Source organism: Luedemannella flava (assembly GCF_039528515.1).
Classification (GTDB): Bacteria; Actinomycetota; Actinomycetes; order Mycobacteriales; family Micromonosporaceae; genus Luedemannella; species Luedemannella flava.
On sequence record NZ_BAAALT010000256.1, the window covers coordinates 1 to 11,613 of the forward strand.

The 11,613-nt window shown below is 74.1% G+C and carries 12 protein-coding genes; 3 read left to right on the plus strand and 9 right to left on the minus strand.

Annotated elements, in window-relative coordinates; translation table 11 throughout:
* The coding region (locus ABD211_RS28965) for a phosphotransferase family protein (RefSeq protein WP_344138692.1) at positions 1–517 on the plus strand (517 nt) is incomplete at its 5' end.
* On the opposite strand, the gene ABD211_RS28970 is transcribed toward ABD211_RS28965, so the two are convergent.
* The 7 genes from ABD211_RS28970 to ABD211_RS29000 form a co-directional block, all read right to left on the minus strand.
* A complete protein-coding gene (locus tag ABD211_RS28970; protein WP_344138694.1) occupies positions 494–1,363 on the minus strand; it encodes a Cof-type HAD-IIB family hydrolase in 870 nt (289 codons plus the stop codon). The genes ABD211_RS28965 and ABD211_RS28970 overlap by 24 nt on opposite strands.
* A gap of 34 nt (positions 1,364–1,397) precedes the next feature.
* On the minus strand, positions 1,398–2,639 hold the full coding sequence (gene mshC, locus ABD211_RS28975) for a cysteine--1-D-myo-inosityl 2-amino-2-deoxy-alpha-D-glucopyranoside ligase (protein WP_344138696.1): 1,242 nt from the start codon (positions 2,637–2,639) through the stop codon (positions 1,398–1,400).
* 25 nt (positions 2,640–2,664) lie between these two features.
* Positions 2,665–3,489: an SCO1664 family protein gene (locus ABD211_RS28980; protein ID WP_344138698.1), complete on the minus strand. Its 825-nt coding sequence runs from the start codon at positions 3,487–3,489 to the stop codon at positions 2,665–2,667.
* A gap of 51 nt (positions 3,490–3,540) precedes the next feature.
* Positions 3,541–4,086 (minus strand): DUF3090 domain-containing protein, encoded by a 546-nt coding sequence (locus tag ABD211_RS28985; protein WP_344138700.1) that lies wholly within the window; start codon positions 4,084–4,086, stop codon positions 3,541–3,543.
* An 87-nt stretch (positions 4,087–4,173) separates the two neighbouring features.
* A complete protein-coding gene (locus tag ABD211_RS28990; protein WP_344138711.1) occupies positions 4,174–4,914 on the minus strand; it encodes an MSMEG_4193 family putative phosphomutase in 741 nt (246 codons plus the stop codon).
* Between the two features lie 39 nt (positions 4,915–4,953).
* Positions 4,954–6,954, minus strand: coding sequence for a hypothetical protein (locus tag ABD211_RS28995; protein ID WP_344138701.1), 2,001 nt, complete (start codon positions 6,952–6,954; stop codon positions 4,954–4,956).
* A gap of 47 nt (positions 6,955–7,001) precedes the next feature.
* Positions 7,002–7,838, minus strand: coding sequence for an undecaprenyl-diphosphate phosphatase (locus tag ABD211_RS29000; RefSeq protein WP_344138703.1), 837 nt, complete (start codon positions 7,836–7,838; stop codon positions 7,002–7,004).
* Between the two features lie 281 nt (positions 7,839–8,119).
* Between ABD211_RS29000 and ABD211_RS29005 the strand changes: the two genes are divergently transcribed.
* Positions 8,120–9,091, plus strand: coding sequence for an aldo/keto reductase (locus ABD211_RS29005; protein WP_344138705.1), 972 nt, complete (start codon positions 8,120–8,122; stop codon positions 9,089–9,091).
* A gap of 64 nt (positions 9,092–9,155) precedes the next feature.
* Entirely contained in the window at positions 9,156–9,341 is a 186-nt protein-coding gene (locus tag ABD211_RS29010) for a DUF5703 family protein (RefSeq protein ID WP_344079624.1), read from the plus strand.
* Between the two features lie 3 nt (positions 9,342–9,344).
* Here the strand turns inward: ABD211_RS29010 and ABD211_RS29015 are convergent, their stop codons facing one another.
* Both ABD211_RS29015 and ABD211_RS29020 read right to left on the minus strand, forming a co-directional pair.
* Positions 9,345–10,007 carry a hypothetical protein gene (locus ABD211_RS29015; RefSeq protein WP_344138707.1) on the minus strand — a complete coding sequence of 221 codons (663 nt, stop codon included), beginning with the start codon at positions 10,005–10,007 and terminating at the stop codon, positions 9,345–9,347.
* A 33-nt stretch (positions 10,008–10,040) separates the two neighbouring features.
* Positions 10,041–11,354: a M20/M25/M40 family metallo-hydrolase gene (locus ABD211_RS29020; RefSeq protein WP_344138709.1), complete on the minus strand. Its 1,314-nt coding sequence runs from the start codon at positions 11,352–11,354 to the stop codon at positions 10,041–10,043.
* Positions 11,355–11,613: the final 259 nt, after the last annotated feature.

Consider the following 11,613-nt stretch of genomic DNA (forward strand, 5'->3'; position numbering starts at 1 on the left):
CCGGACCCTGTGGACGGTGCCGCACGACGACGCGCCGCCGCTCGGCCCGTGGCGCGACGATCTCGCCTTCGGCGCCCGGCTCACGGCCGCGCCCCGACCGGCCACCGGCGTCGCGGCCGCCGCCTACGACGCGGCGCGGGCCTGGTGGGACGGGCCCGACCCGGCGCTGCTGCGCTGCCCGCCGCCCGTGACCGTCCTCGGCCATCGCGACCCGAACCTGCTCAACTACCTGTGGGACGGCCGGCGCGTACGGATCGTCGACTTCGAGGACGCCGCCCTGTCCGACCCCGCCACCGAGGTCGCCCTACTCCTGGAGCACCTGTCGACGCGCGGGACCGGCGCCGAACGGCTGCTCGACCACGTGCGGGTCGACCCCGTCCGCCTGCGCGCGGCCCAACGGCTGTGGGCGATGTTCTGGCTCGCCCTGCTGCTGCCCGGCGGGCCGGCGGCCGTTCGCAACCCGCCCGGTACGGCCGACGCCCAGGCGCGGCGCCTACTGGACCTGCTCGCGGACTGAGTGCTCCGGCGACCGCGCCTGTTCCGGCACCGGCGGGGCGGCGACGGCGAGCAGCCGCTCGATGACGACGGCGACGCCGTCCTCGTCGTTGGCCGGCGCTCTGCCGGCGATCTCGGCCAGGACCGAGGGGTGGGCGTTGGCCATCGCCACGCCCGTGCCCGCCCAGCGCAGCATGCCGAGGTCGTTGGGCATGTCGCCGAACGCGACCACGTCGGCGGCCGCGATGCCGCGCTCCGCGCACCAGGCGGCCAGCGCCGTGGCCTTGCCCACCCCCGCGGCGCTGATCTCCAACAGGCCGGGGCCGCCCGAATGGGTGCACTCGACGACATCGCCGACCACCGCGCGGACCGCCGCCATCAGCTCGTCCGCGCCCTGCTCCCCCGACCAGACCATGAGCTTCACAAGCGGCTCGGCCTGGGCCCACAACAGATCCGGCGCCGTCACCTCGCGGATCCCCGGATCATCCGCGTGCCGCAACTGGAAGGCCGGCTCGCACACCACGTAGCTGCCCGTCTCCACGGCCAGGCCCAGCGACCCGCCCAGGCCCGCGACAAGAGCCGCGACGGTACGGGCGGTGTCGAGCGGGATCGTGGTCGCCGACAGGACGCGCCGGTCCACCAGGTCGTAGTGGACCGCCCCGTTCGCGCAGATCGCCGTCACCGGCACACCCAGCGCCGCACCCACCGCGTCCAGGTAGCGGGGCGGGCGGGCGGTCACCACGACGACCTCCACTCCCCTGTGGACGGCCGCGCGCAACGCCGCGACCGTCCGGGGTGCCAGCTCGCCGCCCGGGCGCAGCAACGTGCCGTCAAGGTCGGTGGCGATGAGCCTGGGCAGCCCGCTCACGCGTGATGGTTCGGTCGTCAACGCTCGCTCACGGTCACAGGCGCACGCCCAGCAGGGCGTCCACCACGGCCGCGCACGTCGCGGGGGCCGTCGGGTCGTCGCCCTCGCCGGCCAGAGCCGCGTCAGCCCACTCGTCGACCAGGCTCAGCGCCCGGGGCGAGTTGAGATCGTCGCCCAGCGCCGCGCGTACCCCCGACAGCAACGCCTCGCCCGACGGCCCGGACCGCGCCGCGGCGGCCGAGCGCCACGTGGCCAACCGCTCCTGTCCGGCCTTGAGCGCGTCGTCGGTCCACTGCCGGTCCTCGCGGTAGTGCTGCGCGAGCAGTGCCACGCGCACCGCCATCGGGTCCACCCCGTCGCCGCGCAGGCGCGAGACGAACACCAGGTTGCCGCGCGACTTCGACATCTTCTCGCCGTTCAGGCCGATCATGCCGGCGTGCAGGTAGTGGCGGGCGAACGGGGCCTCGCCCGTGAGCACCTCGCTGTGCGCGGCGGAGCACTCGTGGTGCGGGAAGATCAGGTCGTTGCCGCCGCCCTGCACGTCGACGGTGGCGCCGAGGTGGTCCAGGGCGATCACGGCGCACTCGATGTGCCAGCCGGGCCGGCCGGGGCCGAGCGGGCCGCCGTCCCACGCCGGCTCGCCCTCGCGGGCGCCGCGCCACAGCAGCGGGTCGAGCGGGTCGCGCTTGCCGGGGCGCTGCGGGTCACCGCCGCGCTCCGCCGACAGCGTCAGCATCGTCTCCCGGTCGTAGTTCGACTCGTAGCCGAACCGGGGCGCCGCCGACAGGTCGAAGTAGACGTCGCCGGTCCCGTCCTCCAGGCGGTAGGCCGTGCCGTCGTCGAGCAGGCCCGCCACCCGGGTCACGATCGCCGGGATCGACTCCACCGCCCCGATGTACGCGGCCGGCGGCAGGATCCGCAGGGCCTCCATGTCCTCCCGGAACAGGGCCGTCTCGCGCATGCCCAGGACGATCCAGTCCTCGCCGTCGCGGTTCGCGCGCTCCAGCAGCGGGTCGTCGATGTCCGTCACGTTCTGCACGTAGCGCACGTCCAGGCCCGCGTCGCGCCACAGCCGGTTCACCAGGTCGAAGGTGATCATCGTGGCCGCGTGGCCCAGGTGGGTGGCGTCGTAGGGGGTGATGCCGCAGACGTACATGGTCGCGGTGCCGGCCGACCGGGTGGGGTGCGTGCCCTGCCGGGCGGTGTCGAACAGCCGGGGCGGGCCGGCCGGCGCACCGGGCAGGCGGGGAACGGAGGGGGCGGTCCAGGACTTCATGGGCGCAAGCCTAGCCAGAGATCTCTCACAGCGGCGGCCACGGCACCGCGGGCCAGTGCTGCGGCGGCTCCGGGAACACGCCGGTGCTGAGCAGCCGCGTGACCCGCGCCACGGTCGCGTCGACCTCCGGGCGGGTAAGGACCGCCGCCAGGTTCGCCCCCAACGGGCCGTCCAGATCGTGGTGGACGGCCGAGAGCACCGCACGGGCCTCGGCGGGCAACGGCCGCCCCACGAACCCCCACAGCACCGTGCGCAGCTTCTCGTCCGCGTGGAAGCACACCCCGTGGTCGACGCCGTGCAGGTGCCCACCGCCCGTGTGCAGCACGTGACCGCCCTTGCGGTCGGCGTTGTTGACCACCGCGTCGAACAGGGCCAGCCGGGCCAGGCCGGCGTCGTCCGCGTGCGCCAGCACGTACGTGCTGCCCTCACGCTCGCCCACCTCGGCGATCGGTAGCCAGTCCGTGGGCAGGTCCTCCTCGGCCACGACGCCCACCAGCGGCGCCACGTCCTCCGGCTCGTCGACCCAGATCTGGCACGCGCCCGGCCCGTACGGCCCGTCGCGCAGCACCGTGGGGGGCACGAGGTCCCACCCGGTGGCCGCCGACACCAGGTAGGCCGCGACCTCGCGGCCGGCCAGGGTGCCGTCCGGGAAGTCCCACAACGGTCGCTCGCCGCGCACCGGCTTGTAGACGCAGCGCACCGTCACGCCAGCGAGGGTCAGGAACGCGCGCAGGGTCGTGTTGGACGCGTCGACGAGCCGCCCCTCCACCATGAGGTCGCCATGGCGTAACAGCTCCAGGGCCTGCTGGGTGGGGAGCTCCGCGCCCGCGCGCGGCTGGGTCGGCGGCACGGGTGCCCGGCCTCGGGCCCGGGCGCCGGTCTGTCCGGTGGGCAACGCGACCTACCGCCGGTAGCCGTTGTGCCGCGGGCACAGGTGCCCGCCGGGATCCAGCGGCTGCCCGCAGAACGGGCACGGCGGCCGGCCCGCGGCCACGACCCGCTTGGCGCGGGCGATGAACGACAGGGTCGCCTGCGGGGTCAGCCGCACCCGCAGGCGGTCGAGGTCGGCCAGGTCCTCCTCATCGGGGTCGTCGGTGTCCAGCTCGCCGACGGCGATGGCCTCGATGACCACGGTCTGGCTCTCCCCGTCCCAGGCCAGCCCCAGGGTGCCCACCCGGAACTCCTCCTCCAGCGGCAGCTCCAGAGGCTCGTTGTCGTCACCGCCGCCGCCGGCCTCCGGAACCGGCACGCCGAACCGCCGGTGCGCCTCGGCGAGCAGCTCCTCGAGCTTCTCGGCGAGCACGGCCACCTGGACCTTCTCCAGGACGACGCTGACCAGCCGGCCGCCACCACGGGCCTGCAGGAAGAAGGTCCGCTCCCCCGGAGACCCCACGGTCCCGGCAACGAACCGCTCCGGCGGCTCAAAGGCATAGACCTGGTGGCTCATGCCGCCACCACCTCCGCTACGCTCCGGCGCCGGCATGGTCCAGCAGAGCCGATGATTCGCTCGCTCCGCTCGCTCATGGACTTGACCCTATCCGCCCACGACCGGGGACGCGTCATCGGCGGGCCGACCCGCGCCACCACCCACGACGGCGTCGGATTCGGCGTCCTCCCGTGGCTCGTCCGGTCGTGGAGGCGGGATGAGAACGCGCAGGTCAGCACCGGTGTCGTTGAGGCGGAGCAGGAACGGGCGGGCCGGCGTGAAGCGGATCGCCGTCACCGACGCCGGGTCCACGACGATCCGCTGGAACTGGTCGAGGTGCAGCCCGAGCGCGTCCGCGATGATGGCCTTGATCACGTCGCCGTGGCTGCAGGCGAGCCACAGGGCATCGGGGCCGTGTGAGGCGGTCACCTTGGCGTCCCAGGCCCGCACCGCGGCGACCGCCCGCGCCGACATCGCGGGCATCGCCTCGCCCCGCTCACCCGGGAATGTCACCGCGGCCGGATGCTGCTGCACGACCCGCCACAGCGGCTCCTTGGCCAGCTCGCGCAGCTGCCCGCCCTCCCAGTCGCCGTAGCCGACCTCGGTCAGGTTGGGCTCCAGCGCCGGCACCGCGTCGGGCAGGGCCGCCGCGACGGTCTGGACGCACCGGGGCAGGGGGCTGCTCACGACGGCCGCGAAAGGCAGGTCGCGCAGCCGTTCGCCGACGGCGACGGCCTGCGCGCGCCCCTCGTCGTTGAGGCTGACGGGCCGCCGTCCGGCCAGGACACCCTCGACATTGGCCGTCGTACGGCCGTGCCGCAGTAGCAGGACAGTCGCCACGCAGAGCAGCGTAGCGCCCGCCTCCGACGTCCGTTGATCGACGCGGCCCTACGCGGTCGGCGGCGCCCCGATCGCGGGGCGGTCCGTGCCGGGGGCCGAGTACTGGTTGGGGATGAACGGGCTGGCCCCCGTCGACCCGGCCGGGGCGGCGGGGCCGATGGACGCCTGGCGCGGCTCCGGCTGCCGGCCCGCGACCGGCTGGCCGAGCGCGTCGCGGCACACGTTCCAGTTGTGCTCGGCGATCGCGAGCTCCCGGCTGTAGGCCCGCGGGTTGTTGCTGGCCAGCTCCCGGTAGATCGCCACGGCCTGCCCGGCGGCGCCGAGCGCGGCGGGGCGGCGCCCGACCCGCGACAGGCACGACGACAGGTTGGTCAGCGCCCGGGCCAGGCTGTGCAGGTGCTCGTCGCGGCGGGACGCGGTGAGCTCGCGGTAGAGCCCGACCGCCTCGTACGTGATGTTGAGGGCCTCGTCGTGGCGGCCCAGCTGTGCCACGCACGAGCCCAGGTTGAGCACGCCGGTGGCCAGGTCGGCGAGGTGCGCGGGCCGGTCGAGGTCGGCCATGACGCGCAGCCGGGCGACCGACTCCTCGGTGACCTGCCGGGCGTCGTCCCACATGCCCAGCTCGGACAGGCGCGCGCCGAGCTCCAGCTGCAGCGCGGCCTGGTCGTGGGCGTCGTTGTCGCCGTCGAGGAGCCGGTTGAGCAGCACCACGGCCGTGCGGGGCAGCGACTTGGCGGGCTGGAACATCGCCTCGGACAGCGCGGCCATGTCGTCCTCGCCGAGGTCGCTCTCCTGGGTGAGCCAGGCCAGCGCCTCGTCGACCGGCGCCTTGGCGCTGACCGACCGCTCCAGGTTGCGGGCCAGCTCGGCCTGGTCGGGCTGCTCCTCCTCGATGCCCGGCACCCGGCGCGGCCAGATGTCGCGGTGCACGTCACGGGTCAGCTCGGCGAGGGTCTCGGTGACCTTGCGTTCGGTCTCGAAGGCGGCGACCGTCCAGCTCAGGCCGGAACTGTCGACGGCGCCGGGCTGGGGCACCTGGTCGGCGAGCCAGCCGGGCAACCGGGGCGACCGGGCGGGGGTGCCGGTGCCGGGGCGGTCGTACAACCCGTGCCACCAGACGGCGAGGCGGGCGAGGCGGTCGGCGGCGCTGACCGCGAGCATGGGCACCCGGCGCAGCACGGTCGCCGCGTCGGCGATGCCGTCGACGCGGGCCACCGCGGAGCAGGCCAGGGCCGAGCGCAGGGCGGGCTGACTCGCGCCGGCCTGGCTCACCTCGTTGGCCGCGCGGCGCCAGTAGCCCTCGTCGTCGCTGAACAGGTCGCGCACGGCCGCGCGCAGGGCCAGCGGCTTGAGCTGGCCCACCCGTGTCGGCAACGCGACAACGAGCGCCGCCATGCGCAGCAGCACGGCGCCGCTGACCGGGTCGGCGCTGGTGAGCGTGGCCATCGGGCTCGACTCGGCGCGCCGGCTGTCCGTGCGCAGCACCAGGTCGAGGCGGGCGGGGCCGGCCTCGCCGCGCTTGCCGATCAACGTGCGGCGGGCGGACAGCGCCTCCTGCTCCTGGCTGGTCAGCCGGTGCAGCTGCCGCGTCCACCAGGCGCCGAAGTCGCGGGCAACGACGACCACCCGCACCGGCAGTGGCTGCCCGCCGCCCGCGAGGAGCGCGAGCAGGTCGCCGACGTCGGCGCGGGTCTCGGCGTCGTCGACGATCACGACACCCGGGCGCCCGCTGGCGACGACCGTCTGGACGGCCTGCACCGCGCGGCCCGGCGGCGCCCAGCCGACCTGGATGCCGTGGGCGGCGACGCGCTCGGCGACCTGGCCGGCGAAGCTCGTCTTGCCCATGCCGGGACCGCCGTTGAGCAGCCACAATGGCCGGTCGCCGGTGACGGCCCAGGTCGCCATGGCGGTGAGGGCCTTCTCGTACGGGTCAGCGAGTGACCGCGCCGCCTCGATCGCGGCGACGGACGAGTCGACCCGGGCCCGGCCCATGGCGGGCACGGGCACCACCGAGGCGCGCCATGATTGCCGCCTGCCGTCGCTGTCCACTCCGCGATTGTGCTGGACGGGTGCGACAGGGGAAAGCCCGCCCCCGGTCAGGTCGCCGATAGCCACCCGGCCGACAGCGCCACGATCATGATGGCGCCGAGGACGACCCGGTACCACACGAACACCACGATCGAGTGCCGCGCGACGTACTTGAGCAGCCACGCGATCGACGCGTACGCGACGATGAAGCTGACCACCGTGCCGACGGCGGCCGGTCCCCAGCCGACCGACGCGCCGACCTCGTCGGTGGCGCTGAAGGCCTCGTACAGGCCGGCGGCGCTCAGCGCCGGGATGCCGAGGAAGAACGACAACCGGGTCGCGGTGACCCGGTCGATGTCGCGCAGCAGGCCGGCCGAGATGGTGGCGCCCGACCGGGACACGCCGGGGATGAGGGCGATGCACTGGGCCAGGCCGATGATGAGGCCGTCCTTGAGTGTGACGTCCTTCTCCCCGCGCTGCTGCGTCGCGGCGTACTCGGCGAAGACCATGACCACGGACCAGCCGATGAGGCTCGCGGCGACCACCCACAGACTGCGCAGCGGGCCGTGGATGAGGTCCTCGGCGAGCAGGGCCACGGCGACGATGGGCATGGAGCCGACGATGACGGCGAGCGACAGCCGCCAGTCCGGCTGCTGCCGGCCCTCGGCGCTGAGCAGCCCCTTCACGAACGCCGTGACGATCCTGACGATGTCACGCCAGAAGTAGATAACGGCCGCGAGGATGGCCCCCACCTGGATGATCGCCGTGTACGCCGTCACCCCGACGTCGTCAACCTTCAGCCCGAGCAGTTTCTCGGTGATGGTCAGGTGGCCCGTGGAGGACACGGGGAGGAACTCCGTGATCCCCTCGACGATGCCGAGGATGATGGCCTTCCAGAACTCCATGGCGAGGGGAACCCCAAACGTCGTGTGTGGACAGTACGCGGCCGGTACGGGCCTCAGGTCTAGCGGCCGGTGGGGAGCTTGTCGAGCGGATGGCCGACACGCGCCGCGGCGTCGCGCCACCAGGGCCGGACATTACCCGCGCATAACGGCATGACCTGGCCCTTTCCCCTCCGGACGTGATCGAGGTCGCCCCAGCGTACGCGGTCGGATGGCCGCGCTCGCGCCCGCGGCGCGGCGCGGCGCTGCGCGCGGACGCACCCGCACCACTACCCTGGATCTTTGTGCAGCAGCGACCGCTAGGCCGCAGCGGCCTCCTGGTCTCCAGGCTGGCGCTGGGCACGATGACGTGGGGCCGGGACACCGAGCCCGACGACGCTGCCGCGCAGCTCAAGACGTTCATCGACGCCGGCGGCAACCTCGTCGACACCGCCGACGTGTACGCGGACGGCGAGAGCGAGGCCGTGATCGGCTCGCTGCTCGGCCCGCTCATGCCCCGCGAGGACCTGGTGATCGCCACCAAGGCCGGGCTGCGGCCCGGCATGGAGCGGCGGCGCAACGGCTCCCGGTCGCACCTGCTCGCCGCCCTGGACGCCTCGCTGATCCGGCTGGGCACCGACTACGTGGACCTGTGGCAGGTCCACGGCTACGACGAGCAGACCCCACTGGACGAGACGCTCGCCGCCCTGGACACCGCCGTGAGCACCGGCCGCGCCCGGTACGCCGGCCTGAGCAACTTCTCCGGCTGGCAGACCGCCCGGGCCGCCACCTGGCAGGGCGCCTGGCCGGGCCGCACGCCGCTGGTCTCCACCCAGGTGGAGTACTCGTTGTTGGAGCGCGGCATCGAACGCGAGGTCGTGCCCGCCTGCCAGGCGCTCGGGCTGGGCATCCTGCCCTGGTCGCCGCTCGGGCGCGGGGTGCTGACGGGCAAGTACCGGCACGGCCGGCCCGCCGACTCGCGGGCAGCGTCGCCCCATTTTGAGCGCTTCGTCCTGCCGTATCTGAATCCGCGCTGCTCCGGCATCGTCGAGTCCGTCGCCACCGCCGCCGACGGGCTGGGCGTCTCCCCGCTCGAGGTCTCCCTCGCCTGGGTGCGCGACCGGCCCGGCGTCGTGGCGCCCGTCCTCGGCGCGCGCACCGTCGGGCAGCTGGTCGGGGCGCTGGCCACCGAGTCCGTCCGGCTGCCCGCCGAGATCGCCCAGGCGCTCTCCGACGTCTCCACGGTGGCGCTCGGCTACCCCGAACGGCAGGGGTGACCACTCGCCGCACCAGAGTCGTACGCCACTGGCCGCACTTCGGCCGGTGGGGCACGATGCAGGGATGGACTACGAGTACGCACCGCTGCGGTTACCGCCGCACGTCGACCGGATGACCGCCGCGGTGCAGCTGACGATCGCCGCCGAATACTCGGGCTGGGAGCTGGCCCGGGTCCGCCTGTTCCCGGACGGCACCCGCCAGGTGATGCTCCGCCGGCGCACCACGGACGCCGGCCCGCCCTCGCTGTAGCGGTCAGTCGCCCAGACTCAGCCGCCCGTCGTCATCGACGTCGGCGCACATCCGCTCGTCGAGGCGCCCAAGCACGCGGTCCTCCGGGTCGACCCGGAACGTCTCGTCCGCACCGTCGTTGTCGAGGTCCAGCGGGCGGAGCACCTCGGCCACCAGCACGGCCCCGTCCAGCGGCGCCAGCTCCGGCAGGTCGAGCATGCCCAGCGAGCCGTCGCCGGCCCGCATCAGCTCCAGCACGGCCTCGGCCACCGTCGTGATCGGCTCGTCCGGCTCCCCCGCCCCGCGCGGCAGCGACCGGCGCGCCTCGTCGGCCACCCGCAGCAGGCCGGCCACCGACGGCACCCGGTAGTCGCGCCGCTGCCGCACCGACAACACCCCGTCGTACGGGTCGTCGGCGGGTTCCTTCTTCTCCTCCTCGGCGCCCGTGAAGCGGCCCACCGGCCCGTCCGGCGCGATCTCCTCCAGGTCCCACGGGGTCACCTCGCCGTGGGCGCCGTTGAGCGCCTCGTCGTACGCCCGGGCGGCGTTGTTGAGCGCCACGTACGCCTGCCAGACGGCGTCGTCGTCGGGCCGGCCCGCCGCCGCCCGCACGGCCGCGAGGTGCGCCTCGGCCGCCCGGACCACGTCCGCCAGGGCGGTGTCCAGGGTGCTGTCCGGATCAGCCATGGCGGGTCCTCCTGTCGAAGAAACTGTCGCGGCTCAGCACTCGGCGAGAAAACGATCGAGTACGCGCACGCCGAACTGTAGTCCTTCCACCGGTACCCGTTCATCGATGCCGTGGAACAGGGCGGAGAAGTTGAGGTCGGCCGGCAGCAGCAACGGAACGAAGCCGAAACAGCGGATGCCCAGCTTGGCGAACGCCTTGGCGTCCGTGCCACCGGAGAGCATGTACGGCACCGGGTGGGCGACCGGGTCCTCCGCGCGCAGCGAGGCGCCCATCGCGGCCACCAGCGGCCCGTCGAACGTCGTCTCCAGCGCCGGCTGGGACTGGATCGTCTCGATCTCCATGTCGGGTCCGAGCAGCTCGCGCAGTTGGGCCGCGAAGATCTCCTGCTGGCCGGGCAGGGTGCGGCAGTCGAGGGTGGCGCTGGCCCGCGACGGGATGACGTTCTCCTTGTAGCCCGCGCGCAGGCCGGTCGGGTTGATCGTGTTGCGCACCGTCGACCCGATGATCGGCGCGATGGGTCCGAGCTTCGCGATCGCGTCCTCGGGCTGGTCGGGGTCGATCTCGATGCCCAGTGCCTCGCCGGCCTCGTGCAGGAAGGAGCGCACCGTGTCGGTCATGACGATCGGGAACTTGTGCCGCCCCACCCGGGACACGGCCTCCGCCAGCGCGGTGACGGCGTTGTCCTCGTGGATCATCGAGCCGTGGCCGGGCCGGCCGCGGCTGTGCACGCGCAGCCACTCCAGGCCCTTCTCGGCCGTCTCGATGAGGTAGAGACGCAGGTCGCGGCTGACCGTGTAGGAGAAGCCGCCGACCTCGCCGATCGCCTCGGTGACCCCCTCGAACAGCTCGGGGTGCTCGGCGACGAGCCAGTGCGCCCCGAACGACCCGCCGGCCTCCTCGTCGGCGAGGAACGCCAGGACCAGGTCGCGGGGCGGGACCCTGCCGGCCCGGCGCCACTGGCGCACCACGGCCAGCACCATGGCGTCGAAGTTCTTCATGTCGACGGCGCCGCGACCCCACACGTACCCGTCGCGGACCTCGCCGGAGAACGGGTGCACGCTCCACTCGCTCGCGTCGGCGGGCACCACGTCGAGGTGGCCGTGGATCAGCAGCGCGTCGCGGCCCGGGTCCGCGCCCGGATAGCGGGCGAACACGCTGGCCCGCCCGGGCGCGCTCTCCAGGATGACCGGCTCCAGCCCGACCTCCGCGAGCAGCGCGGCCACATACTCCGCGGCGGCCCGCTCGCCCACCACGGTGGTCGGGTCGCCGGTATTCGTGGTGTCGATCCGGATAAGGTCGCTGGCGATACGGACAACCTCGTCCTCAGCCTCGCTGCGCTCGGTCATGCGGTCGTTCTTACCACCCCGATCAGTCGGGCTACCACCGAGACCGGGGTTATCCACAGGCGCGCCCGCGTGGCTGCCGTCGCGGGGCGGGCCGCTCTACGCTGCCCGGCATGGATCCCTCCGAGGGCGACCGGGGCGGCCTGCGGCTCGATCCGGTGGCGCTGGCCCGCGCCGCGCGGCGGCTGCTCGACGCCACGCCGGCGCTCGACGCGACCGCGTCGGGCGGCACGGTCCCCGATCCGGCCGCATTCGGCGCCGG